Raw genomic sequence first — 24,911 nt, 5'->3', positions numbered from 1 at the left:
AAGGTGAGCACATGTCTGAACGTCCCGTTTTGGCTATCACCATGGGCGATGCCGCCGGCATCGGCCCAGAGATCACGCTGAAGGCGTTGACCGACGCCACTCTATACGACGACGCGCGGCCGCTTGTCATTGGTTCCCTGGCGGCGCTGCAGGATATCCAATCGCGGCTGGACATTCCGGTCTCGCTGCAGCGGGTGTCCGGTCCGTCCGACGCCTCCTACACGGCGGGTACGGTGAACGTCCTGGATCTCGACAACATCGACGTCTCGAAGCTGACGCTCGGCGAGGTGCAGGCGCAGTGTGGGCAGGCCGCGTTTGAATACGTGCAGCGTGCGGTGGAATTGGCGAACGCGGGCGAGGTGGACGCGGTTGTCACGGCTCCCATCAACAAAGAGGCGCTGCGCGCCGCCAACGTGCCCTACATCGGCCACACTGAAATGTTTGCCGACCTGCAGCACGTGAAGTCGGAGATGACCATGTTCCTCATTCAGAACGTGCGCATCTTCTTTCTGACTCGCCACGTGCCGCTCATTGAGGCCTGCCGCCAGATTGCGGACACCGATTTTGTCCACGCCGGCATCGTGCGCGCCTATCGCGCCCTCGAAAGCCTGGTCACGGCCAAACCGCGGCTTGCGGTCGCTGGACTCAATCCCCATTCCGGGGAGGGGGGATTGCTCGGCCGGGAGGAGGTCGAATCCATTCGCCCCGCCGTTGAACGCGCGGTGGCGCAGGGTATGGATGTTGTCGGCCCGGTGCCTGCGGATTCGGTCTTCCACTTTGCGCGCCAGGGCCAGTATGACGCAGTGCTGTCCCTGTATCACGATCAGGGGCACATCGCCGCCAAGGTGATGGACTTCGAGAAAACCGTGTCCATCACTCTCGGCCTGCCGACCCTGCGCACCAGCGTGGATCACGGCACCGCCTTCGACATCGCCGGCAAGGGACTCGCGTCCGCCGTCTCGATGGTGGAAGCCATCCGCGCCGCCATCCGCTACGCGCCGAATTACCGGCCGGTTTGAGTTAGGAGCGAAGCAGTCTCGCCGCCGCCCGCGGTGTGCGCTAAGGGGATGCGGGCGGCGCACACAAGCATTATGGGATGTAATCGCATACATCGAGAACCACTACGATTAGGAGGCTGATTTGCTATGAGAAAGGTCTTCTATGAGAAGGATGCATCGCTTGAGGTGCTAGCCGACAAGACGATTGCCGTTCTCGGTTATGGCAATCAAGGTAGAGCCCAATCTCTTAATATGCGGGATTCCGGAGTACAAAACATTATAATTGGAAATATAAGGGATGCATCTTGGGAACGTGCCGAAGGCGATGGATTCCCAGTCATGAGTGTGCGAGAAGCCTGCGCACGTGCCGATATCATCTTCGTACTGGTCCCTGACGAGGAACAGCCCCAGGTGTATAAGGAGGCTATAGCGCCAGAATTGCGGGCTGGGAAAGTGGTCAATTTTGCATCAGGCTATAACGTCTCTTACGGTTTGATTCAACCCGATAAGTCAGTCGATGTCACTATGGTCGCGCCCAGGATGATTGGGGATGGTGTGCGTTCGTTATTCGTTCAAGGCAAGGGTTTCCCGGCTTTTCTCGATGTTTATCAAGATGCAAGCGGACGTGCCTGGGAATTTGCCAAAGCGGTGGCATTGGCCATTGGAGCACTGCGGACGGGTTCAATGGCGGTGACCTTCCAAGAGGAGACATGGATGGATTTGCTGACCGAGCAGGCCATACTTCCGCTCATCTATAAGGTCCTTGAGGCTGCATTCGAGGTGCAGGTGGAGGCAGGACTGCCGCCCGAGGCTGTCTTGCTGGAGATGTACATGTCCAAGGAGCCCGCAGAAATCTTTTATCGAGCAGCTGCAAATGGATTATTCGAACAAATCCGGCTTCACTCGCAGACATCTCAATATGGACAACTCACGTCCCTTCCCGGAGTAGACCCAGGCCCATTGCGTTCCTTTATCTTTGACACTCTGAGAAACCGAATTCAAAGCGGAGCCTTTGCAAGGAATTGGGAAGATGAAAGACAAGCTGGGCTGAATCGATTCCATCGGATGAGAGAAGCGCTTTTGACAGAACATCCGATGGCTACGTACGAACGTGCACTGAGAGAAGCGCTGGGAGAGGATTTCCTATAAGGTGATCCCACAGGAACGAGCATTTGTGTGGAGGTGTCTGTGAAATGGCGATATCTCTTGACAAATTGCGTGTTGTGGATTTGTCAGTAACCGTCTCGGAGTCCTTACCGTCATATTGGCCATCACATATGCCGTTCTCAGCCAAGGTATGGAATTACTACACGGAAGTAAGCGAGCCGCATGGCTACGTACGGAGCATAGCTCCCTACCAGACACGATTTTGGATCATGGATGAGCACTGCGGCACCCATTTTGATGCGCCGACCCATTTTATTCCTCATCCTTGCACACAACTTCCGTGGAGCGGGCAATTTGGCGCACAATCCGGGGACAAGGTTCCCCTGGAGGACCTGATGGGACCTGGTGTTTGCATCGACGTGACCCAGGTGGGAAATGGGGCTTCAGAGGCTGGTGTCAGTCCCTACATCAGTGTACAGCACATTCAAGCATGGGAGCGGGAGAATGGCCCCATCAGTGGAGAGATTGTCCTCTTTTATACCGGGTGGGATCGTTTCTATGTGCGTGGGGAGGAGGCCGCGAAGTATTCATTCAAGCCGTTGGTTGAGAAGTCAGCGCCCGGTTGGCCGGCGCCGAATGTCGAGACCATACTTTACCTGTATGACCGGGGGGTTAGATGCATTGGCATAGATGCTCCCAGCATCGGAGCGGCACATGATGGAGCGTCTGCACACCAAGAAGGGCTAAGTCGAGGCATGCGCTATGTCGAGTTGCTATCGGGGCTCAGCCGACTTCCAGCCCGCGGGTTCACATTTATGTTTTTGCCCGTGAAGGTAGAGGGTTCAACTGGTGGCCCAGGTCGCGCCATAGCGTTGGTGGAACGATAATTTTCTTCCTTATCAATTTTGTATAGAGAGGAGTGTCACCATGTCTAATTTGGAAGTGCAGTCCACAGGTGTGACGCCGCGCAATTCACTTTCTGTCGGATATACTGTGTACCTCATTATTGTAGCGCTCGTCGGCTGGGCTCTGGCTTCGTATGACTTTAATTTGCTGGTTCTCACCATGCCGAATATTGCGTCTGACCTTCACTTGTCGTCGACGCTGGTTGGATTGTTGGGGTTCTTTGTATATGCGGCTGAATTTGTGATCACGATGTTTGTGGGTTATGGAATGGATAAAATAGGAAGGCGCCGCATGTGGCAACTGTCACTGGTCTTCGCCGGCGTCTTTACCGGATTAACATACTTCGTTAATAATTACACGGAGCTTGCTATCGTTCGTGCGTTGGCTTCCGGGTTTGCAATGTCCGAGTTAGCCATATCGGTTACATTGGTGAATGAGCAATTAAACCCACGATATCGCGGGCTCCTATATTCTGTCGTTCAAGGTGGGTGGCCGCTTGGCGTGTTTCTCGCCTCTGGCGTGTACCTAGAGTTTATTGGGTACGGTTGGAGGACGGTGTTTCTGTGGGGAGTAATACCGATCATTTTTGTTATCATAGCGCGGATTTGGGTTAAGGAATCTGACCGATTTCTCCATATAAAGAAAGTACGACAGGCGCTAGAGGATGGCAGGCACGAGGAAGTGGACAGGCTACTTGAAATCTATCCAGTTGATATCCGTCAATTAAACAAGGTAACTTGGCTCCAGTTGTTTGCCGAGAAGGGGTATGTGAGACGGCAATTGTTGCTTCTCACTGCCGTGTGGTTATTTTATTCTATATCCTACGTGGCAACAAACGTATATATAACCTACTGGTTGACCACGTACGACGGTTGGACGGATGCGCAGGCAGCCCATATGCTGCTCGTAGCGGGTGGAATTGGTTATCTCTTCTATGTCTTAGGGGGAGTTCTCGGTGAGATCTTTAGCCGTCGAAATGTATTGATTGTGACTGGAATTCTCACTGCTCCCTTGAACCTGTTGTTTCTCTTCGTGCATCAACATTCCCTGGTGTTCATTCTCTATTTCGTCATCTACCAGGTGACGAATGGGACGTGGTCCGGGGCTGGTTATGCATACTGGGGAGAGAGCTTCCCGACGCGCGTTCGGGGCACGGCTGTTGGCTTTCTCGGGGCTATTTTCACACTTGGACTGCTCATCGGGAGCCTGTTATGGACTCTGCTCATCTCCGTGACTACGGCGACGGCAACTTGGGTCATCATTGCGGTTGTTCTCGCCGTAGGACAATGGCTGACGTTGGCTTTGCCTCGGATTAAGCCGGGTACTAAGCTTGAAGACATCTCGGCCTAAAACCAATTGCAGGTAGTCCTGAACCCTGGGCCGGAAAGAACAAGCGTCTATTCGCAAATTGCAAAATAGAGAAAATGAGTGCGCATGCCGCAAGAATGTACTCCTCATCCCGGAGCCCTCCATGTGGTGGATTCCGGGATTACTTATGGCTCTCGAAGTTGAGCGCAAGGAAAGGGCTATGCTATAGACTAATTATCCGATTCGTCAATGGTCGAAGCGTTCGGAGTCCCGTGTTGCCGTCGCGAGATAGACCAATGGGTGTAGAATTCCAACCAGCACCCTGTGGGTTGTTTGCTGGCTTACCACCCCCCGCCCCTCTCCGCTTCCCGTGTTACAATACCCGAAGACGACGCCTGATGGGAAATGAGGGATGTTTCCATGTCCGCCACCATGATGGGGACGCTTCCAGGCAGCGCAGTATGGGCAGCCGACGGCGTCCTGTTCATCCTCGCGTTCCTGTTCGGCACCTGGGTAACCTGGTGGGCGCTGGGGGCGCTCAAGTGGGACAAGTTTCTGTTCGATCCGTTTGGCACCCAGACCCGGGTGCTGCGCTTTCTGCTCGCGCTCCTGGGCGGCTTCCTGCTGGCCCTGGCGGCGGTTGCCTACATTTTGGCGTTTCAGCTACTGCGCGTGCTGGTCTGATACACGAAGGTTCTTGCCGTTCTCGCTTCTCTATCAATCTAGCAACAAACTCGGTATAAACCCTTCCCGACTGGTCGATACTGGCACGTATAGACGGCACGGCCAACGGGGAGGAGTAAGTCATGAGGTTATGGCTGTGGCTGGCAGCAGGAATCGGGGCATGGGCGCTGTTTCACCAGGTCTTTGCGTCCACGGCGGTGGTCGCAGACGCGCGTGCAACAAGTGAGGCGGGCGGATCGTCCATTCAAACGGGGGCACATGTAGAGGCGGGGGCAGCCAACGAGGAGTCAGCCGTCGAAGCTCGCTGCTTGACCCGGGCGTACGCAGCGAGTGGGGCTCATCCCCTGGGCTTTGAGGTGCACAACTGGTCCGAGGTCAACCAGCAGTTTATGAGGGTCTCGCAATTATCGACAATGGCCGACCGCGTTCGGCAGGAAATGGCCCAGCACGGTGCGAACCTCATTCACATGAAAACTTTGAGGAAGGCGGTGGACGGTGAAGCGTACGTCGCGGTCGAAGGGGAGACGAAGCAGCACGCGCGGGTGTCTATCATTCTGTCGAGTCTGCGGGCCAGCGCGGCAACGGCTCAGACTGTGCTGGTGATTCGAGCCGATGAACCGGGCACGGACCTGGATGACGTGCAGAAACGGGTGTCTGCATGGTGGACGGTTGAGCAGGCTGCCGTCGAGAGTTTCCATGCTTCGCCACAAATCTCTGCTTGTATCTCAGGGTATCGAGATGGTAGAATATTGAATGGTCAACAAGGTGCCATGGTATCCCGTGTCTTGGAATCCGTGTCTGCCCGCCGGGTGGAAGGTATTCATACGGGATCATTGACAAGTGTTTCCGCATATAGTCCACTCGGTTCCGTCTGGATGACCAGCGACGGTCATAAAATGAACCTGCAAGTCGCAGTTCATTATGATAGCTATCACCATTACACGCATGTCGTCATCGGAACGCCCATCATCACCGTCACGTATTAACACGACTCGAATCGCAGACACCGGCAATACATAAGCGGCTCGCCGCCAACGGTGTGCAAGCGGGCGGCCTGAGCATCCGTTGGCGCAAGAGCGCGTTGCGGCCCGTTTGTCGGCTGTTCGAATCGGACCTTCCGTGCGGGGACCGGCTTCCGTAGACCGACAGAAGATGGTAGAAGTCCGCCACTTCCACGGGGGTTGACGCATTGTCCAAGATGATGATTGAAGGCGGCCATCGCCTGCGCGGCAGGGTCCGGGTCAGCGGCGCCAAAAACGCCGTCTTGCCCATTTTAGCCGCGAGTTTATTGGCCGAGTCGGGAACCAGTCAGATTGAAGATGTACCAGACTTGCTCGATGTTCGCCACATGATGGAAACCATCCAGTCGCTCGGCGCGATTGTGGACCGGCGCGGCAACACCGTCCGCATCAACGCGGCACGCGTCGACAGCTGTGAACCCCCTGCAGATCTGGTTCGGCGCATGCGCGCCTCGTTTGTGGTGGCCGGGCCGCTTTTGGCCCGTTTTGGACATGCCCGCATCGCCATGCCGGGTGGTTGCAACATCGGCCCCCGCCCGGTGGACTTGCACATCAAGGGTTTCGAAGCGATGGGGGCCAAAGCGGTTGTCGAAAACGGGGCCGCTGTCTTTCATGCGCCACCCGGTGGACTGCGGGGGGCCCGCATTTATCTGGACATCCCCAGCGTGGGGGCCACCCAGAATCTGATGATGGCGGCGTGCCTAGCCAAGGGCACCACCATCATTGAGAACGCGGCGAAGGAGCCGGAGAACGTTGATTTGGCCAACTACCTGAACGCGATGGGGGCGCACGTGCGGGGAGCGGGGACGGATATTATTCGCATCGAGGGCGTCCAATCACTGACCGGCGCCACCCATAACGTCATCCCTGACCGCATTGAGGCGGGCACGTTTTTGCTCGCCGGCGCCGTTATGGGCGAGGGCGTCTACGTGGAAAACGCCGTCTCCCAGCACCTGATGTCGCTTATCGCGAAACTGGAGGAGGCCGGCGTGCAGTTGGAGGATGACGTCTCGGGCATCCAGGTCTGGCCGGTTCAGGGCGGGCGCCTGCGCGGGATTGACGTGAAGACCCACTACTATCCCGCCTATCCGACCGACCTGCAGGCGCAGATGGTGGCGGCGCTCAGTCTCTGCCTGGGTACCAGCATGGTCACCGAGACGGTGTTCGAGAACCGCTTCCTGCATGTGGCCGAGCTGCGCCGCATGGGCGCCCAGATTCAGGTGGAGGGAAGGTCCGCCATCATCGAAGGGGTGCCGCGCCTGTCCGGTGCCCAGGTAACGGCGACCGACTTGCGCGCCGGCGCAGCGCTGGTCATAGCCGGGTTGATGGCCGAGGGGGAAACGGAGATCACCGGTCTGCACCACATCGACCGGGGCTACGATGACTTGGTCGGTAAGTTCCAATCGCTCGGTGCCCACATCCACCGGATCGACGAAGAGGGGGCGGGAGCCCGGCTCCGTCTTGTACCTTTGCGCAAAGAGGGCTGAAGTGAACGGAATTGGGCGCCGTCCGCGTCCGTGCTGTGAATGGAATTGCGAGCCGTTCTGTCGGCGGGCCTGTCCGCATATCCCTATTACGGAGCCATTTGGCGTCCGAGCAGGGAGGTGGACAGGCTTTGTTCTTTTCTCCACGTCGCCGCGTTCCATCGCGGCGCGCCCCGTTTGTCCGGCGTTCGAGACGCTTTCGCGCGGCCACCTGGGGCTTCTTGGCTGCGCCGTCCGTTCGCGCCTCTGGAGCGGCTCGGGCCGCCCGGGCTGCGGCGCGAGCAGCCGGTGGTATCGGAGCTGCGCCCGGGCGGGGACTGTCTCTCCGCTGGTCCGAGGCGGACCCGCGCATCCAGGCCGGCTGCTTGCTGCTCGCCGCCTTCTTCTCCATGGTCGTGCTCCCCGGCGCGGTCGCGGCGACTGTTCATCAGGTACACGGCCCGGGCCCAAATCCGGTTGTCGCGTGGTCGAGGAGCCGGGACGCAGCGGTGAAGGTCACCGTGTACCGGACGGGGACCCGGACAGTGGTGAGCATGCCGGAGAACGAGTACCTGTTGGGTGTGCTGGCCGCCCAGGTGGATCCGCACGCGCCGCTGGCCGCGCTGAAGGCGGCGGCGGTGGCCGCCCGCACGTACGCGGCCCACGCCATCCAGGTGCCTGCGGGGCAAACGGCGCTGGCGCGGGCCCACCATGCCGATGTGACGGACAATCCGGCCGTCGACTTGCCCTGGCTGCCACAGTCCGCCTGGGATGAGCGGTTTGGCGCCGACGCCGCCTGGGTGAAGGCGCGCTTGGAACAGGCCATCCTGGCCACCGACGGTGTCATCCTCGAGTACCGCCAGCAGCCCATCATGGCCTTCATCACCACCATCACGAACGGATGGACCCGGAGTGCGAGCGGATCGCTGAAAAAGACGGCGCCGTACCTGCGCGCAGTGGCATGCCCCGCCGACCAGGCAGCGGAGCGGACCAGCACGAAAACCGTCAGCCGGGCCAGGCTAGCCCGCGCGCTGGGCGAGGCGGAGACGGCGGTCAATCTGGCGGGGGTGCGGGTTGCTGAGCGCGATGCCCAAGGGTATGTCGTGCGCGTGGAGGCGGGTGGCAAGACCTGGACGGGGGAGTCGTTCGCCGCGGCGCTGGGTCTGGCTTCGCCCTGTTTCACCCTGCGCCTGGACAAGTCTGGGCTGCGGGTCACGGTGCACGGGGAGGGGCCGGGCTTTGGCCTCAGCCTGCATCAGGCCAGCGCGTTCGCCGAGCAGGGACGGGACTGGCAGTGGATACTTGAGAAATTCTATCCCGGCAGCAAACCGATTCGGGTATAATCGGCCGCCTGGGGCACAGGCGGCGATATCCGCACAAAAACTCGCGTGTCTGTGAAGGTTGCGTGTAGATAGGTATAGAACGCGGATAACGTGGCGACACTGGCCTAATGAGGTGAGCGCCACATGGAGGATCATAAGCATACCAATCCTTCACAGACAAAGCGAGAGACAGAGCAGGCAAAGACGGCGCCAAAGGCGCCTCAACCGACCGTCGTGTCCGCGCGTAAGGTGTTCTCGAAGCGTTGGCTCTACCCGGCCATCTACCTGGGGGCGGCTGCGCTGATCATAGGCCTGATGTACGCGCGCAGCCAGATGCACACGTCTAAGACCTCCGGCACTGTCGCCGATGAGGGGAATGTGCCGACCCAGGCTCAGACGACGGATGTTGCCTACACCTGGCCTGTGGCCGAAGGCACCCAGATTCGAGTCAGCATGGGGTTCTTCCCTGAGCATGGATCCCAGCGTGAGCAGGCCAAGGCACTTGTATCGTATGACGGCGGCTATTATCCTCACACCGGCATCGACATCAAAGCGCAGGACGGCAAGCCGTTTGAAGTCGATGCGGCAGCCAGCGGTACGGTGACTGCGGTCAAGGACGATCCGCTCAACGGCAAGACGGTTGAAGTCACCAGCCAGGATGGCAATGTGGAACTGTACGAGTCGCTGGGTAGTGTGTCGGTGCACAAAGGCGACAAGGTGACGATGGGCCAGGCGATTGGTCAGAGTGGCACCTGCCGGTTTGAAGAGAGCCAGGGCAACCACCTGTTCTTCGCGGTAGAGAAGGACGGCAAGACCCCGGTGGACCCCGCTTCGGTATTGCCCAAGCGGTAACCCTGCAGATACGTTGCTGCACACATCACGACGGACTGTGGCCGTTTCCAAAGGAGCGGCCTACTTTTTTATTATTTCCCCGCACGCAAATGAGAGAAAACAAAAGCTAGAATGACGAGAACTGTCCTGACAAGCCCTCATCCCGCTTTCTCAGGCATACCGTGTACACCCCCTCATATACTGTATCAGACCACCTGAGCAGAATGGGGAGGCGAGGGGAGTGCACGATTACATCAAAGAGCGCACCTTGAAAATTGGTGAGTACATCGTCGAGACCCGCAACACGGTGCGCACGATTGCCCGCGAGTTTGGGGTTTCCAAAAGCACCGTCCACAAAGACTTGACAGAGCGGCTGCCGGAGATCAACCCCGAACTGGCCAGCCATGTCAAGGAGATCCTGGAATATCACAAGTCCATCCGCCACCTGCGGGGCGGTCAAGCGACAAAAATGAAGTACAACAAAGACAGTTCGACAGAAAATTACAAGCCGCAGACAGGAGTTTCCCAGAGTTTGTAGAACTTTAATTTGGGCTCGATGTGGTCATCGTGCACGTCCACAAACTGGCTCCACACAGCGGTTGCAGAGGATACGCCGAGTCTGATGCTCAGTTGGGGAGGATTCGTAGTAAATGTTTTCGAGGGAAATCGGAGTGGACCTGGGCACGGCCACCGTGCTGATCCATGTGAAAGGGCGGGGCATTGTCCTGTTTGAGCCGTCTGTCGTGGCCATCGACCAAACGACCGGTCATGTGGTCGCGGTTGGCGAAGAGGCACGGCAGATGCTGGGACGGACGCCGGGGAATATTGTCGCCATCCGGCCGTTGCGCGAAGGCGTCATCGCGGACTTCGAGGTCACAGAAATTATGTTGCGCCACTTTATCCGCAAGACCATTGGCAAGAGCATGATGGCCAGGCCGCATCTGATGATCTGCGTACCGGCCGGCATCACCTCGGTGGAGCAAAAGGCGGTGCGGGAAGCCGCCGAAGCCTGCGGTGCCAAGGGGGTCGACCTGATTGAGGAACCGAAGGCGGCGGCTATCGGTGCGGGACTCAACATCTTCGAGCCAAGCGGAAGCATGGTCGTCGACATCGGCGGCGGTACGACCGACATTGCGGTGCTTTCGCTCGGCGACGTCGTGACCTCGGCATCGCTGCGCGTGGCGGGGGACAAGCTCGACGAGGCCATCATCGCGTACATCAAGCGGGAGCACAACCTGCTCATCGGCGAGCGGACCGCCGAAGAGCTGAAGAAGGAATTGGCGACAGTATTCCCGGACGGCCGTTCCGGTGAGATGGACGTTCGCGGGCGCGACATGGTCACTGGGTTGCCGAAAACGGTCAACATCCACGCGGAGGAGATGCGCGAAGCCCTGGCAGATCCGGTCGCGCAAATTGTCGATGCGACGAAGTCGGTGCTTGAGCGCACGCCGCCGGAGTTGGCGGCCGACATCTTCGACAAGGGCATCGTGCTGACCGGCGGAGGAGCGTTAGTAGACGGATTGGACAAGCTGATGGTCCAGGAGTTGGAGATCCCGGTGCATGTAGCGGAAGATCCGATGCGCTGCGTGGTGCGTGGAACCGGTATGTACATTGAGAGCCCCTACCGGCTGCGCACCGCGCCGCGCTCGTCACGCAGGCGTGTGGCACGCTAGCTAACGCGGGAGGGATGTGCGTTGATTCGCGGTTTAACGACAGCAGCTGCCGGCATGGTGGCAGACGAACGGATGCAGCAGCTGCTCGCCAACAACCTGGCCAACCTGGAGACGCCCGGGTTCAAGGCGAGCGACGGGTCGATGTTGTCTTTCCCCAATCAACTGTTGGCCGCCATGGATTACAGCGGAGAGAGCGGGGGGAAGTCTCCCATAGGTCAACTGGGCACCGGAGTGGTGTTCCAAGAGGGGGTGCCACTGTTCAGCCAGGGCGATCTCACCCAGACCGGGCGCAACCTGGATGTCGGCATCCGCGACCAGACTCCGACCGGCACGTACGCCACGGTGGTAGGCCCCGGCGGCCAGCCGGAGTCGGCAGCGGGTACCGTGACTGTGGGCGCAGGCGGGCGACTGTCGCTGGACGGTCAACCGCTGGCCGTACTGGACGCCAACGGCAACGTGCTCGCCGGTGTGTACGCGATACGCAACCCCGCCTATCAAGGGCAGGCTCTCTACGCGGCGGATGGGGAGCCGGACTATGACGCGAGCGGGAACCCCTCCTACCTGTTTGCCAACGCGGCTGGCCAGGTGCTGGCATCGCCGCAGGACGCGGCTTGGCAGGACGCCTCCATCCGCGTCGGCAATGAGCAAGACATGGGCTGGCACAGTTTCTTCGCCGTGGCCTACACGTCTCCGGAGGGCGCGGCAGGTGTCGCGCTCACGCGCGACGGCCACTTTGAGGTGAACGCCCAGCATACCTTGGTCGACGCGGCCGGGCACGCAGTACTGCCGGTGGATGCCAACGGCCAACCCATCGTCGGAGCGCGCATCGTCATCAACCCGAACTACCAGGGAGATACCTTGTTTGCCGCCGACGGCGGGCCGGTGTTCGACGCGGCGGGGCAGCCCTCGTACGAAGTAGTGGGCGCCAACAACCAGCCGCTGGCCGGAGCCCGTCTGGGCCTGGTGGACGCGGACGTGACGCAGCTGCAGCCGCTGGGGGAGACGGAGTACATGCTCGGCACGCTCAATCCCCAGACGGTGATTGCGGCGCTGCGCCCGGGCACTGGCGATCTCAGCCCAGGCAGCCTGGAACAGAGCAACGCCGATGCGGCGTCCACCGTGACCAACATGATGATGGTGATTGGCCAGTATCAGGCGAACCAGCAGGTGATACAGACCGAGGACACCCTGCTCGACAAGGCCGTGAACGATGTCGGAAGGGTGAACCTGTGACGAGGGTGAGGGAGTAGACCGATGCAGTCGTTGTGGACGAGCCTGTCCGGCATGACCGCCGGGCAGGATTGGTTGACCGAGATCGCCGCCAATGTGGCCAATGTGCAGACGCCAGGGTACGCACGGGAGGGCACGTCCTTCGCCGACGAGTTGACGGCTGCGCTGCCCGCGTCCGCCACCGCGCCCGCGGTGGCCAATCGCTATACACCACCCGGGTGGCGCGGGGGCACCGGGGCGCACGCCACGGCGACGGACCTGGACTTCTCGCAGACGTCGGTGGTTCAGACTGGTAATCCCATGGACGTGGCGGTGCAGGGGCCCGCCTTCCTGCTGGTGCGGGACAGCGACGGCCGGGAGCTGGTGACTAGGGCGGGCAACCTCGGGTGGAGCCGGCAGGCGGACGGGCGTTTCGCGCTCGTGACCGCGTCCGGCCAACTGGTGCTGGATCGCAACCGCCAGCCCATCTATCTACCCCCCGGTATCGGTGCGGACGAGGCAGAAGCGGAGATGCACATCGATGCCAACGGGCAAATCCGGTGGGGGAATCGGGTGGGGCCGACGATCGCGCTGGTGGACGTGCCGCTGCCAAGTCAATCGCTGCAGCCTGCGGGCGGCAACGCTTACGCCATTCGCCCCGGCTGGAACTATCGTCTGGCGGCAACAGGCCAGGGGAACGGGCGGTCGATGTTGCAGCAGCAAGCCCTGAACCAGAGCAGCGTCAACCTGACCGACGAGATGTCCGAGATGATAGAGGCGCAGCGGTTGTTCGAGTTGAACGCCGAGGCATTACAGATGACCAACCGCATGATGGGCACGGCGGATGACATCCATGTAGGATGAGGCGGTAACGCTTGTGCGGGCGTAAAGACCCCGGCGGGTCTGGCAGATTCGGACAGGGTATTTGCAGTTGCGTCCTTTCAATATCCGGCGGTATAATTTCCATCGTATAGAAGAGGGGGCCGGGGAGTGAACCTGCCGAACACGCTGACCCTGTTCCGGTTTGTTCTTATACCCGTGTATTTGTGGGCCTTTTACGGCGTGGCCAGCCCGCACAAGGTGAGCGCGCTTTTTATTTTGTTGCTGGCGGGGTTAACGGATATACTAGACGGGTACATCGCGCGGCGCAAAGGACTGGAGACGCAGACCGGACAGTTGCTGGATCCGCTCGCAGACAAGCTGATGATGGTGGCTGTGCTGTTCTCGCTCATCCAATCGAATCGGGTGTCGTGGCTGCTGGCCGGGTTGCTTGTCCTGCGCGATGCGCTGATGATTCTTGGGGCCGCATTTTTCTACTTTTTGGGTAAACGCGCGGTGCCCAAAGCCAATCGTTGGGGCAAGACGACCACGGTTTTCTATTACGCGAGTATCTGCTCTATCATTCTGGCTTGGCCGAGTGATACGTTTTCTACGTGGTTGCTCAGTTTTACGTTGGTGTTTTCCTACGTGACCACCTTTCTATATGTGGCCAGCATGCAGATTATCGACGTGCACCGTCGCGTTTTGTAAACCATGGTGCAGTGGCCGTCTGCGCCAACACCGTGCACACGTCCGTGCATGTCGCCTTGGTGTCCGACGCGCCGACGGCCAGTGCACCTATGTCAACCCCGCGCCAGCTTTGGACGCGGGGATTACTTATATTTTTCGATCACGCCGACGCACGTATGTCGGCAGGATTTGGACCTGGAGGGAAACGCATGTCAGACTGGACGTTGCCGTTGCATGCGGAGGACATTCGGAAGATCTTGCCGCACCGCTACCCATTTTTTCTCGTTGACCGGGTGACGGAGCTGGAGCCTGGTAAGCGTGTCGCCGGCTACAAGCTGGTGAGTGCCAATGAGCCGCAATTTCAGGGGCACTTTCCGGAATACAGCCTCATGCCGGGCGTGCTTATCATGGAGGCGATAGCTCAGCTCGGCGGGGTGGCGGTGCTGACGATGCCTGAGTTTGCGGGCAAGCTGCCGATGTTCGCCGGCATGGACGGCGTGCGTTTCCGTGGCCAGGTGCGTCCCGGAGACCGACTGGACATGGAGCTGACCATCGACCGAATGCGCGGCACCATGGGCAAGGGCCAGGGCCGCGCGCTGGTCGACGGAAACCTGGTGGCCGAGGGCACGATACTGTTCGCGATTGTCTAATCCGCTAGCGTCCGTCGCCCGGCCGCAAGTGCTCGCGGAGTTTGCGCAGAGCGCGCTTGCGCACCGTCTTCACGGTCTCAACGGAGACGCCGAGGGCCTGTGCCAGCTCTTTGATGCGCCAGCCGCTGGCCATAGCTTCGGTGACCACCCGCTCCCGTGCGCTGAGGCCGGCGGCGCGGAATACCAGTCGCCACTCCGGAAGATTGTACGGGTTGGTCGTCCTATTTGACGAGAGGGCGGCTTGGTTCTCCCATGCGCGGGGACGGTCTTGGTTCTCGTCCTCTGGTTCCAGGTGGGCATCGTGTGTCCACCATCGGCGCATCGCTGTACGCACATCGCCGTGTACCTTGTGCTGGGCGTAGGCCGCAAACGGCACACCGAGGGATGCGTCGTAGTCGCGAATGGCCAGGAGCAGGCTAAGGTAAGCCTCCTGCAAGGCGTCAGCCTGTGAGAGACCGCGGTAGCGGCGGGAAATCGCTTTCAACATCCCTTCAAATTGGACCACCAGCGCCTGCACAGCCGCTTTGTCTCCTATCTGCGCCCTTTTTATCCATGTCTCAATCGCCGCATACCTAGACGCCTGCATCTCCATCTACTTGTCTCCTTGCGGGAGACCGGTCTCCACTTGGATTTGCGCGCAGGCCCAGGATAGTCTACGGGCGACGCGGCGAGCGAACCTGGACCCGTCCGCAAGTCCTCGACAATGAAGAGTGGCGGAAGTCCGAGTCACACCGTTTTGGGCCACTTCGATGTGGAGACTGGGTAAATTCACATGATATGCTCACTACTACAGATAAGTTCCATTTATATAATCCGATTAAGTCCTTAACTTTCAATTCAATTTATTGAAAGCGAATGGCAAGAGAAATATACTTTCGGAATAGAAAATAATCCTACCGATCATTCTAGGGGGTGAGGAGATGGAGTTTTACACTCCGGGCCCTGGGGTGGCGCTCTATTTGCGGCGCGCCGAGGTGCCGGACAGGAAGCTGTGGGTACCCCGCATCGTTGCGTGGGCGCCGGTGTATCTGAAGGATTTTGGCAACGCATCGGTGGTGTATGGCGAAGATGGGGTGGAAATGGTGTTTGGCAGCAGCGCCCTGTGGATCCGAAAGCAGGTGATGGGGTGTCACTGCATCAGTCAGGAGGATCTGCGGATGGAGTTTCGCCGCCTCAACCACCGGTGGCTGTACATGCCCATCGTCATCCCACCGCGCAACCTGGTGCATGTCTGCCTTAAGATGCGCACCAAGCTGCGCGGGCGCAACGACGGGGCCACTGGATACATCGCCGACACGTACATAGCGGATCTGGACGCGCTGAACCGCCGCACTACTCGCATCCTGCTGTTGGACGGGCGGATCATCGACGTGCCCATGAGCAAGGCGAGCGTGATGCAGCGTCTGGTGGAGGCCGAGCTGTTTTGGAGCCGGTTACATAGTGAGCACGTGTTGTAACGCTGCTACGTGTCTGCGTCGGTCTCTGTGCGCAGGTCTCGATGGTCGTCCGGGTTCTCGCTGCGGCTCTCGCCGTCGCCCGACTCCATGTGGTACGGGTACGGCACGTCACTGGGGGGCGACTCCATCTCCAGGTGCGAGAGCTGCGTGGACCAGGCGTATGCGGACTGCGATTTTGCGGGCATAGGCCATCCGTGTGTCCCGCCTGTCGACATGCTCGGCCCGGTTTTCCACAGACCGCCCAGCGGCGGGTGGACAGGCATCGACATGGGTTTGTACTTCGTGGTGTGGTGGGCGGTCATCACCGGCATCGCCAGGGCCATCTCGGCGCTGCGGAAGTCGTTTTGGATGACCCGGTCTGGGTGATGGGCAGGATACAACCCTCGCCTGTACATATAGTGAAACACTTTTGCCGTGCAGGCGGATGGCCCTCCGCAGGTGGGTCATCAGCATGCGGCGCACCTGTGGCGTGGCCGTTTCGGTGATGGCGGCCGCCGTGTTGCGCACCGAAGCCTTCGTGTAGCCCAACAGGGCCCCGGCGTAGACGGGGTCTTGGCCGGCATGGGTCATGAGCGATTCTCCTTTCGGTGTTCTGCAGCAGACGGGGTAAAACCCGCCGCCGGCGTGAAGATCAGGTCATGTAAGCGCGAGCCTTGAGTGCGTCCATCAGCTCATAGATGCAGCGTTCGCCCGCTGCAATGGCTTCCAGGTAGAGTTTGCACAGAGCTGGGTCGTGGATTTTGGCCGCCGCCTTCTTGTGACGAGCCAGGTGGTTGGCTTGGAACGCCAGCAACTCATGCAGTTCCAGGGTTTCGTGCGGCGCGAGACGGTATCCGCCGCGAGTCTCCCATGCAGGTTCAGCGGCAAGGTCCGAATCCATTGTCATCCCAGACTCCGGTGGCAGTTTCATGCGGATCGTCACTCCTTCACGGAAGGTCCCAGGCGCCCGGGTACTTCAGCCTATTGCGTATCTGGGCCCGCTGCCACCGTCCGCACGGGAAATAGGCGCCTGCCCCGGGCAGGATGGAGCAGGCGGAAGGACGGGAAGGAGGTTGCGTGGATGGGCCTGCGCCAAGCTATGGAGCGGTTTCTGCCGTGGTTTCTCGTCGTCCAGCCGCTGTTGGACGCCGCCACCACGGCCAGCCTGTACACCTTGCACGGTCCTGTGACCGTCGGCGTCGTGGTGCGCGTCGTCGTGCTCCTGGGCGGCATGGCGTATCTGCTCACGGGCGCCGGCCTGCCGCGGCGGCCGAGACGCCTGTTGCAGGCCTACACGCTGCTGGTTGTAGGATTTATCGCGGCCAATTTGGTGATCAACTACCTCAACAAGCCGGTGTTCTCGCCGCGTCTGGAACTGACATATGCGGCCAAGGCGTGGTACTTCCCCACGCTCCTGCTCACCTTTGCTACCTTTCTCCAGCAATCTCAACCAGGCTTTTGGCCGGCCGTCGGCCGGGCCGTGGCTGCTGCGGCGGGGCTGACTGGCGCCGTGATGTTGACCGCCACCCTGACCGGCACCGCCCTGCCCAGTTACCACTACCCGGGGAAAGCGGGGGTGAGCGGGTGGTACTTCTCGGCTAACGAGGTCAGTGCCGCCCTTGCCCTCACCTTTCCGGTGGCGCTGGCCCGGGCGTTGGCCGCGCCCCCGTCTACCCGTACATGGCAAAATCTGGAGCGTTGGTTCCCGATTTGGCTGGTGTGCTTCGGTCTGCTCGCGCTGGGCACCAAGACCGCGTATTTGGCCGGAGCCGCCGCGCTGCTCATGGTGCCGATGGCCCGTTTCGTGCGCGCACGGCAATGGCGGCGGCGCCTGCCCCAGGCGGGACGGGCTTGGCTGTATGCCGCCACACTGGTGTTCTACCTGGGGGCCACGCCGTGGTCGCCGGTGGCGGCGAATACGCACGCGCACATCGCCTGGATTCACCCGCTGGTCCACCCAGGCGCAACGGGCGAGGGAGATATAGCCCAGGTTGCGGATGTGGACGAGCTCGTGTACAGCAGCCGCGACGTCTACCTGGCGCAGGCGCTCGCCCTTTTTTCCCGCGATCCGCTCGTGCAAAAGGTGTTTGGGGCGGGTTTTGCGGGGAACTATGAGCAGCGCCCGAAACTTGTGGAAATGGACTTTCACGATGCGTGGTTCAGCTTCGGAGGCATTGGTTTCGTGCTGTGGGTGCTGCCGCTTACCGTCTTGCTTGGGATCGCCATCTATCGGCAGGTCAGGGTCGTCCACAGGCTGCCCGCGGCTGCCCCGTACTGGCTGTCCGTGTCTCTGGGCTTGGCCGTCGCCGGTTTGGCAGGGCACGTCCTCACTGCGCCCGCTGTGAGTATCTACCTGGCCGCCCTCTTGCCTTACCTCATCCGTATTCTGTATGGCATCACAGATTCTTCTTTCGCGGCAAAAGGGTCATCGTAGTCGGTGGCGGCGACTCGGCCATGGAGGAGGCGAACTTCTTGACCAGATTCGCGTCACTTCAGCCGGCAGCGGCTGCCAGGCGGCATGGGATTGCGAACGGTTTCTGGAGACTCATTTCATCGCCGAATCCTTTAGGAGGGCATCGAAATGGCGATTGTGCATGTGACAGATCAAACCTTCGAGACGAAAGTGGAGAAGCAGGAAAAAACCGTGTTGGTCGACTTTTGGGCGCTGTGGTGCGGCCCTGCAAGATGATATCCCCGGTGTTACCATCCGCAAACCATCGAAAACTTTGCCGTGATGGCCATTCCAACCCTCGTCTTGTTTCAGATGGGTACAACCACCCCAAACACCAATGCTCCCTGTTCATCCTCACCCACATATTCGGCCGGCCCCACCTCAACCCGGGCCCGCCCGTCCATCCAATCGGCGATTTGTTCTCTCAACTTGGGGGTATCATCTACAGGGATCCACAGGAGCAGTCGGACATCTTCGGCAAACTGTTTGTCGCGAATCACCCATCCAGCCGATGCCAGCTCGTGTTCCAACTTGCCGAACCGCCCGTAGTCAACCGCGACGCTAACGGGCTGCATCCACCGACATGTGAGCCATCGCGCCTCATCCAGCACGCGGGCGGCTGCGTCGGTGTACGCGCGTACCAGACCACTGGCTCCCAGCAGTGTACCGCCAAAATACCGCGTGACGACGATGAGGGAGTTGCTCACCTCGCGTCGGCGCAACACTTCCAGGATGGGACGACCGGCCGTACCCGATGGCTCGCCGTCATCGGAAAACCGCTCCACCGGCACGCCTAGTCCGACGGTGTACGCATAGCAGTTGTGCGTCGCCGTTTTGTGGACAGCGCGAATCTCATCCAGGGCCGCCTCCGCCTGTTCGACCGAATTCACTGGCCGCAGTTGACCGATGAAGCGCGACTTCTTGATGACCATCTCCACCTCGGCAGCATGAGCCGGGGTGACAAAATCCGGATTTTGCTGCATTGGCTTTCGTCCCTTCGTCCACTCGACATATCGATCGTGACCCCATCCATCCCCTCACCAGAGCATTACACTACCATAATTCAACGTCCTCCGGTATCCTGGCGGATATCCACACCTTCCGGGTTGAAAAAATATGTATGTGGTCTATAATGCAAATCATATAAGGGACATAATCTTGCAAGATTCTACACGTGCCCTGGAAGTTCTTATCACGCATCGGTTCCACGTGTATCGATAGATTCCACCACTATGAGAAGCAGGTAGGATTAAGGGGGATAGGTGGGTGATATATGCGGAAATTCTCGCAGCGGGCAAAGGAACACGGATGGGCAATGTGAACCTGCCCAAGCAGTTTCTGTCGTTGCAGAACAGGCCGATTGTCGTCCACACCTTGGAGAAATTCCTCGTTCACGATCGATTCGACAAGATCCTTGTCATGGTTCCTCGTGACTGGATGAATCACGCACAGGATGTCATCCGCAGGCACATCGGCACGGATGAGCGCGTGGTGGTCGTTGAAGGTGGCGAGGACAGAAACGGCACCATCATGAGAGGCGTTCAATACATAGAGGAGAATTACGGTGTCCGCGACGACGATATCGTCGTCACGCATGATTCTGTGCGCCCGTTTGTCACCCATCGCATTATTGAAGAGAACATCGAGTATGCGCTCCGGTTCGGCGCGGTTGACACGGCAGTACCCGCCACCGACACCATCATCCAATCCGAGGATGGCCGGGTCATCACGGATATCCCGTTACGGTCCGAGATGTTCCAAGGGCAAACGCCGCAGAGTTTCAACATCAAGAAACTGGTTTCCTTATACCAGAAGTTAACAAACGAGCAAAGACGCATGCTCACGGATGCCTGCAAGATCGTGTCTCTGTCCGGAGAGCCGGTTCACATTGTTCGGGGTGAGGTATTCAATATCAAAATCACGACCCCATACGACTTGCGGGTCGCCGAGGCGATGTGTGAGGAGAAGGAACCCGTATGATCAACCAGGTCTACCGCCTTGTCGCCGCTCGTCAATTCGAAATCGCTTACAAAGGGGTCGACCTAAGGGCAGACCACGTGGTTGTCCGGCCCACGTACTTATCCATTTGTGCCGCTGATCAGAGATATTACACGGGTTCACGCAACCAGGAAACAATGCGCCAAAAGCTTCCGATGGCCTTAATTCACGAAGGCATCGGTCTCATTGCCTATGATCCCGCCGGAGAATACCGCACCGGAACGTCGGTGGTGATGATTCCCAATCAGCCGGTAGAGCATGATGCCGTGATAGCGGAGAATTATCTCCGGACAAGCCGTTTCTGTTCGAGCGGTCACGACGGTTTCATGCAGGACTATGTCTTTTTGCCCCGAGACCGGGTTGTGCCTCTATTTTCTGGCTTTGATCCGCATGTGGCCGCGTTTACGGAACTGGTTTCCGTAAGCGTGCACGCTGTAGGCCGCCTCTCCCGCAAGTCCCATAGCCGGAGAGACGTGTTCGGGGTGTGGGGAGACGGGAATGTCGGGTTTATCACGGCCTTGCTGCTCAAGACGTACTATCCGGACAGCCATGTTGCCGTGTTCGGCAAGACCGACTGGAAATTGGAGAACTTCTCCTTCGCGGACGCTGTCTATCGAGTGGATGCCGTTCCGCAGCAGGTCCACGTGGACCATGCGTTCGAATGTGTGGGCGGTATTGGCAGTCAAGCCGCCGTCAACCAGATCATCGACCACATTCATCCGGAAGGCAGTATAGCGCTGCTGGGGGTCTCGGAATACCCGATTGAAATGAATACCCGCATGGTGTTGGAGAAGGGACTGACGGTGATTGGGAGCAGTCGGAGCGGCAGAGACGATTTCGTGGAGACCGTCGATCTGCTCAAGCGTCATCCGCATTTGATAGACTACTTGCAGCGCTTGGTCGGCGTGGTGAACGAGGTTCGATCCCTGCATGACATTGTGGCGACGTTTGAGGTGGATTTAACCAGTCCATGGGGAAAAACGGTGATGAAATGGGCGATTTAGCAACGGCGCCGTTAGATACAGCTAGAACGACGCGCCGAGGACACAGGCCTGCTCGCGTTGCGAACTTCAAAGTGTGGTCCACGTGGCTGGCGAAGTGGATTATTCGTTTCGCCTACTACGGAGCGTGCGCTCTTTTTGCTGTTAGAAAGGATAAGATAACACTAGCGTCGTACCGCAGTGCGCGTCTGCACGGGAACCTGCGGGCGGTGTGCGATGAACTCAGGCGACGCAATCAACATCATGTGGTCGTGTTGGTGCGCAAGTACCAGGGCAGTTTGATAGATAAAATCAGTTACGTGTTTTACATGATACGAGCTGGATATCACATGGCCACATCGAGATATTTTGTGATTGACGATTACTACTTTCCCGTTTACGTCGTGAAGTTGAGAAGGGCGACCGAGGTCATCCAGCTCTGGCACGCGGCCGGAGCATTCAAGAAATTTGGCTACAGCATCATGGGCAGCGCGGTGGGAACCAGCGCAGATTACGTGCAGCACGTGCCGATTCACTCCAATTATTCGGCGGTGATTGTGAGCTCGACCGAGGTGGTTTCTCACTATGCGGAAGCGTTTCGGATGTCGCCACAACGCATCCTGCCGCTGGGTCTGCCGAGAACCGACAAGCTGCTCAACCCGGAAATGCGCAACCAAATAACCAGGGAGTTTTACGATGCGTTTCCAAATTTAATTGGGAAGAAGCTGATTTTGTACGCCCCAACGTTCCGTGGAGAGAGTTATCATCAGAGCCGATTTCAGTGTCCCATCGACATGGGCACCTTATACCGAATGTTAGGAGACGAGTATCGGGTCCTCGTGCATTTGCATCCCTATATGAGAGGAATCGACTTCACAGGGCTCGGGGTTCCTGCGGATTTCATTCGCGTGGACATGCCGGGGGTGGAGATCGAGGATTTGATGATTGTCTCCGACTATCTGGTGACGGATTATTCTTCGGTGATATTTGATTACAGCCTGCTGCTCAAGCCCATGGCCTTCTTCGCTACCGATTTGGAGAGTTATGTCTTGGAACGGGATTTTTATTACGATTACAAGTCCCTGATTCCCGGGCCGTTCTTCACAGAGACCCTAGATCTTGCAAGGTGGATTCTCTCTGGTAATTTCCAGTTCGATGTGATTCGTCGTTTTCGGGATCGATTCTTTGATGCTGTCGATGGGCGTTCCACTCAAAGAGTGCTTGATTTGTTTGAAACGCGTGCATAACCATAAAGCTGAGGATTTGAGATGAGGCAATCTGTCTTTAAACGTATCGCATCGTTGCTACGCCAGCAAGGGTTATGGGCTGTGATGAAAATCATAGAAGAGAGATTTGTTTATCGGGCATTTCGTTCATACGGTTTCAGGATTTCCTACGCCCTGTTTAAGATCCTTCCCCTGCGGAGGAAGATATTATTTGCGTCCGACAGTCGAGGGCAGCTGGATGGGAACCTTAAATTCGTGTATGACGAACTCGTACGGCGCGGCTGGGATTATACCTATGTGTTTGCCCTTTCGCCGAGTATTGGCCGACGCAAGACGTATCGAGAACTGATTCGATTAGCATTTCACTTGGCGACGTCGCGATTTATTCTGTTGGATGACTTCTATCCCATAGTATATCCATTGAAGATTCGCAGGAAAGCGGAGCTTATTCAGGTCTGGCATGCGGCAGGTGCCTTTAAAAAATTCGGCTACAGTCGTGAAACGTACACAGGTCACAAACGAGGAATCAACCATCGCAACTATACGAAAGCAATCGTGAGTTCGAAGAATGTGATTCCCTATTATGCCGAGGGATTTGGTATTGCGCCTGAACGCATTATTCCCAGTGGTGTGCCACGCACAGATGTCTTCTTTGACGAAGATTATCGCGACAGTGCAAGGAACAGGTTTTTCAAACGGTATCCCAAGTTGATGTCCAAGAAGATCATTCTGTTTGCCCCGACATTTCGGGGCAGCGGGGAGCGTAGCGCCTACTTCCCGTTTGAGGTTGTTGATGTGGACAAGTTATACGAGGCTCTGAGAGATGAATACGCCTTTATAGTCAAGATGCACCCGTTTGTAAAGGACACATTCCCGATTCCAGATGCATATCGGGAATTTGTGCTGGATTTGTCGTGCCACAGAGAAGTCAATGATCTGTTGTTTGTAGCCGATATCCTCGTCACCGACTACTCGTCGGTCTGCTTTGAATATGCTCTGTTACATCGGCCCATGCTCTTCTTTGCTTTTGATCTCGAAGACTACGTGGCCGAGAGAGATTTTTATTTTCGTTATGAAGACTTTGTCCCTGGGAAAATCGTCAGAACTACGGAAGAAATGGTGGAGGCCATAAAAGCCCAGGACTTTCATACCGATATGTTGGACAGGTTCATCGAATACTTTTTTGATCACGTTGACGGGCGTGCAAGCGCAAGGTTTGTAGACATGGTCATGATGGGGAAGGGGGCACCGCACGTCTGATGTAGCTGTCCGGGACAAAGGGTTACGAAGAATGGACTTTGAGTAATTCCGACTTTATCTTGTGGCCAATGGTTGTTGAACCTCGATCATCCTTGACGACGATCTTATGGAATTCTCTCAAAAAATCATGGTAATAGTTCATCGTATAATGAACATAAAACGGGCCCCATGGATGATCTTCGTATGACAAATAATTATTATTAGAAAAAAGATCGATGAAATCGGTGCCGTATTTTTCAACGACGTATTCATCCATTCGTGACCACATCTCATTATACGCCTCTACATCAATAGGCTGAACGCGTCCAGAAGTACTCAGTCGTTGAGGAGCACCATCTTTTGGGTAGAAGGAATCTACGTTTCTTGCTTTGTGGATGATGATTTTGCACTCAGGAATGGTGTGATGAATAAAGTGAAACAATTTGTCCGCGCACGTCTTCCATAGATTGAAATATGCTTCCGGGCTTTGTTGGAGGCAGAACTCGATAATACCATCTCTTTCTTTGAGTTCCTTGTAATAGGAGGTCTTCCACAACTTCCACCTATTGTTGGTTATATATTGTCTATCACTCAACTGAATACAACCAAAGTGTACATCCGCAAAGAAGTCTATGATTAGGTAATCCGGTGACAAGCTTGGGAGCAGGTCCAAAAACTCCTTCGTGAACTCGGTTTCCACATTCCATCTATCGTAGTCAGATAGATTATTGATTTTAAGTGGATCATATTCTACCCGCTCACTCATAAGGCTTATGATCGAAGATTGGTTCTGCGTCAATCCGCAGTGGTAAAAGTCCCTGTAGTGTGGATTGAAACGGGAATTGAAAACGTCCCGCGTGGCACAACATCCGAGCACCGCAACGTTGATGACAGTTATAAC

26 protein-coding genes and 3 pseudogenes are annotated in these 24,911 nt (G+C 57.8%); 23 read left to right on the top strand and 6 right to left on the bottom strand.

All coding sequences use genetic code 11. The annotated features are described in order from the left end of the window. Window positions 1-11: 11 nt before the first annotated feature. The 15 genes from pdxA to fabZ all read left to right on the top strand — a co-directional run bounded on the left by pdxA (window position 12) and on the right by fabZ (window position 14,679). Window positions 12-1,019, top strand: coding sequence for a 4-hydroxythreonine-4-phosphate dehydrogenase PdxA (pdxA, locus tag ASH01S_RS09065; RefSeq protein ID WP_067926795.1), 1,008 nt, complete (start codon window positions 12-14; stop codon window positions 1,017-1,019). Between the two features lie 126 nt (window positions 1,020-1,145). Next, a complete protein-coding gene (gene ilvC / locus ASH01S_RS09060; protein WP_067926792.1) occupies window positions 1,146-2,147 on the top strand; it encodes a ketol-acid reductoisomerase in 1,002 nt (333 codons plus the stop codon). 44 nt (window positions 2,148-2,191) lie between these two features. Next, window positions 2,192-2,992 carry a cyclase family protein gene (locus tag ASH01S_RS09055; protein WP_067926790.1) on the top strand — a complete coding sequence of 267 codons (801 nt, stop codon included), beginning with the start codon at window positions 2,192-2,194 and terminating at the stop codon, window positions 2,990-2,992. A 40-nt stretch (window positions 2,993-3,032) separates the two neighbouring features. Next, window positions 3,033-4,361, top strand: a complete 1,329-nt coding sequence (locus tag ASH01S_RS09050) for an MFS transporter (RefSeq protein ID WP_067926787.1) — start codon at window positions 3,033-3,035, stop codon at window positions 4,359-4,361. 378 nt (window positions 4,362-4,739) lie between these two features. Next, window positions 4,740-5,003 carry a DUF1146 family protein gene (locus tag ASH01S_RS09045; RefSeq protein WP_245629007.1) on the top strand — a complete coding sequence of 88 codons (264 nt, stop codon included), beginning with the start codon at window positions 4,740-4,742 and terminating at the stop codon, window positions 5,001-5,003. A gap of 122 nt (window positions 5,004-5,125) precedes the next feature. Then, window positions 5,126-5,989, top strand: coding sequence for a YwmB family TATA-box binding protein (locus tag ASH01S_RS09040; protein ID WP_067926784.1), 864 nt, complete (start codon window positions 5,126-5,128; stop codon window positions 5,987-5,989). 203 nt (window positions 5,990-6,192) lie between these two features. Further along, on the top strand, window positions 6,193-7,509 hold the full coding sequence (gene murA / locus ASH01S_RS09035) for a UDP-N-acetylglucosamine 1-carboxyvinyltransferase (RefSeq protein WP_067926782.1): 1,317 nt from the start codon (window positions 6,193-6,195) through the stop codon (window positions 7,507-7,509). Window positions 7,510-7,637: 128 nt separating this feature from the next. Further along, on the top strand, window positions 7,638-8,828 hold the full coding sequence (locus ASH01S_RS09030) for a SpoIID/LytB domain-containing protein (protein WP_067926780.1): 1,191 nt from the start codon (window positions 7,638-7,640) through the stop codon (window positions 8,826-8,828). A 123-nt stretch (window positions 8,829-8,951) separates the two neighbouring features. After that, window positions 8,952-9,659: a M23 family metallopeptidase gene (locus ASH01S_RS09025; RefSeq protein WP_067926777.1), complete on the top strand. Its 708-nt coding sequence runs from the start codon at window positions 8,952-8,954 to the stop codon at window positions 9,657-9,659. Between the two features lie 220 nt (window positions 9,660-9,879). Continuing rightward, on the top strand, window positions 9,880-10,176 hold the full coding sequence (gene spoIIID / locus ASH01S_RS09020) for a sporulation transcriptional regulator SpoIIID (RefSeq protein WP_067926775.1): 297 nt from the start codon (window positions 9,880-9,882) through the stop codon (window positions 10,174-10,176). Window positions 10,177-10,288: 112 nt separating this feature from the next. Next, the gene (locus tag ASH01S_RS09015) at window positions 10,289-11,311 is read left to right on the top strand and encodes a rod shape-determining protein (RefSeq protein WP_067926772.1); all 1,023 of its coding nucleotides are present in this window, start codon (window positions 10,289-10,291) and stop codon (window positions 11,309-11,311) included. Between the two features lie 21 nt (window positions 11,312-11,332). Then, complete coding sequence (locus ASH01S_RS09010; RefSeq protein ID WP_067926769.1) at window positions 11,333-12,544, top strand: flagellar hook-basal body protein; 1,212 nt, start codon at window positions 11,333-11,335, stop codon at window positions 12,542-12,544. A 21-nt stretch (window positions 12,545-12,565) separates the two neighbouring features. Beyond that, window positions 12,566-13,384: a flagellar hook-basal body protein gene (locus ASH01S_RS09005; RefSeq protein ID WP_067926767.1), complete on the top strand. Its 819-nt coding sequence runs from the start codon at window positions 12,566-12,568 to the stop codon at window positions 13,382-13,384. A gap of 126 nt (window positions 13,385-13,510) precedes the next feature. Next, entirely contained in the window at window positions 13,511-14,050 is a 540-nt protein-coding gene (locus ASH01S_RS09000) for a CDP-alcohol phosphatidyltransferase family protein (protein ID WP_067926764.1), read from the top strand. 188 nt (window positions 14,051-14,238) lie between these two features. Then, window positions 14,239-14,679 (top strand): 3-hydroxyacyl-ACP dehydratase FabZ, encoded by a 441-nt coding sequence (gene fabZ, locus ASH01S_RS08995; RefSeq protein ID WP_067926763.1) that lies wholly within the window; start codon window positions 14,239-14,241, stop codon window positions 14,677-14,679. Between the two features lie 4 nt (window positions 14,680-14,683). On the opposite strand, the gene ASH01S_RS08990 is transcribed toward fabZ, so the two are convergent. Next, window positions 14,684-15,271: a sigma-70 family RNA polymerase sigma factor gene (locus ASH01S_RS08990; protein ID WP_067926761.1), complete on the bottom strand. Its 588-nt coding sequence runs from the start codon at window positions 15,269-15,271 to the stop codon at window positions 14,684-14,686. A 328-nt stretch (window positions 15,272-15,599) separates the two neighbouring features. Here ASH01S_RS08990 and ASH01S_RS08985 point away from each other — a divergent pair, with 328 nt between their 5' ends. Then, window positions 15,600-16,136 carry a hypothetical protein gene (locus ASH01S_RS08985; protein ID WP_067926759.1) on the top strand — a complete coding sequence of 179 codons (537 nt, stop codon included), beginning with the start codon at window positions 15,600-15,602 and terminating at the stop codon, window positions 16,134-16,136. 5 nt (window positions 16,137-16,141) lie between these two features. Here ASH01S_RS08985 and ASH01S_RS19240 read toward each other — a convergent pair whose 3' ends face one another. The 3 genes and pseudogenes from ASH01S_RS19240 to ASH01S_RS19230 form a co-directional block, all read right to left on the bottom strand. Continuing rightward, complete coding sequence (locus ASH01S_RS19240; protein WP_067926756.1) at window positions 16,142-16,531, bottom strand: hypothetical protein; 390 nt, start codon at window positions 16,529-16,531, stop codon at window positions 16,142-16,144. Between the two features lie 28 nt (window positions 16,532-16,559). After that, a pseudogene (locus tag ASH01S_RS19235) lies at window positions 16,560-16,706 on the bottom strand (spore coat protein); the annotation flags it as partial. Window positions 16,707-16,767: 61 nt separating this feature from the next. After that, window positions 16,768-17,046, bottom strand: coding sequence for a hypothetical protein (locus tag ASH01S_RS19230; RefSeq protein WP_245629006.1), 279 nt, complete (start codon window positions 17,044-17,046; stop codon window positions 16,768-16,770). On the opposite strand from ASH01S_RS19230, the gene ASH01S_RS08970 reads away from it, so the two are divergent. The 3 genes and pseudogenes from ASH01S_RS08970 to ASH01S_RS17920 form a co-directional block, all read left to right on the top strand. Further along, entirely contained in the window at window positions 16,933-18,549 is a 1,617-nt protein-coding gene (locus ASH01S_RS08970) for an O-antigen ligase family protein (RefSeq protein ID WP_157067068.1), read from the top strand. The genes ASH01S_RS19230 and ASH01S_RS08970 overlap by 114 nt on opposite strands. Then, a pseudogene (locus tag ASH01S_RS19225) lies at window positions 18,519-18,605 on the top strand (NAD-binding protein); the annotation flags it as partial. The gene ASH01S_RS08970 and the pseudogene ASH01S_RS19225, both read left to right, overlap by 31 nt. 91 nt (window positions 18,606-18,696) lie before the next feature. Further along, window positions 18,697-18,813, top strand: a pseudogene (locus ASH01S_RS17920) (thioredoxin family protein); the annotation flags it as partial. A 62-nt stretch (window positions 18,814-18,875) separates the two neighbouring features. On the opposite strand, the gene ASH01S_RS08965 reads toward ASH01S_RS17920, so the two are convergent. Then, complete coding sequence (locus ASH01S_RS08965; RefSeq protein WP_067926751.1) at window positions 18,876-19,550, bottom strand: YigZ family protein; 675 nt, start codon at window positions 19,548-19,550, stop codon at window positions 18,876-18,878. 283 nt (window positions 19,551-19,833) lie between these two features. Here ASH01S_RS08965 and ASH01S_RS08960 point away from each other — a divergent pair, with 283 nt between their 5' ends. From ASH01S_RS08960 to ASH01S_RS08945, 4 genes are read left to right on the top strand one after another with little or no spacing between them, the layout of a single operon-like run. After that, window positions 19,834-20,547, top strand: a complete 714-nt coding sequence (locus ASH01S_RS08960; protein ID WP_067926748.1) for an IspD/TarI family cytidylyltransferase — start codon at window positions 19,834-19,836, stop codon at window positions 20,545-20,547. Further along, window positions 20,544-21,569, top strand: coding sequence for a ribitol-5-phosphate dehydrogenase (locus tag ASH01S_RS08955; RefSeq protein WP_067926745.1), 1,026 nt, complete (start codon window positions 20,544-20,546; stop codon window positions 21,567-21,569). Before ASH01S_RS08960 ends, ASH01S_RS08955 begins: the two co-directional genes overlap by 4 nt. Further along, window positions 21,536-22,792, top strand: a complete 1,257-nt coding sequence (locus ASH01S_RS08950) for a CDP-glycerol glycerophosphotransferase family protein (RefSeq protein ID WP_083516980.1) — start codon at window positions 21,536-21,538, stop codon at window positions 22,790-22,792. The genes ASH01S_RS08955 and ASH01S_RS08950 overlap by 34 nt, the downstream gene beginning before the upstream one ends. A gap of 21 nt (window positions 22,793-22,813) precedes the next feature. Next, entirely contained in the window at window positions 22,814-24,031 is a 1,218-nt protein-coding gene (locus ASH01S_RS08945) for a CDP-glycerol glycerophosphotransferase family protein (protein ID WP_157067067.1), read from the top strand. Window positions 24,032-24,053: 22 nt separating this feature from the next. On the opposite strand, the gene ASH01S_RS08940 is transcribed toward ASH01S_RS08945, so the two are convergent. After that, on the bottom strand, window positions 24,054-24,911 hold an 858-nt coding region (locus ASH01S_RS08940), incomplete at its 5' end, for a DUF6270 domain-containing protein (protein WP_067926740.1).

Source organism: Alicyclobacillus shizuokensis NBRC 103103, assembly GCF_001552255.1.
GTDB lineage: Bacteria > Bacillota > Bacilli > Alicyclobacillales > Alicyclobacillaceae > Alicyclobacillus_G > Alicyclobacillus_G shizuokensis.
Note: the sequence above shows the minus strand (reverse complement) of the source record. Positions and strands in the feature narration are given on the sequence as shown.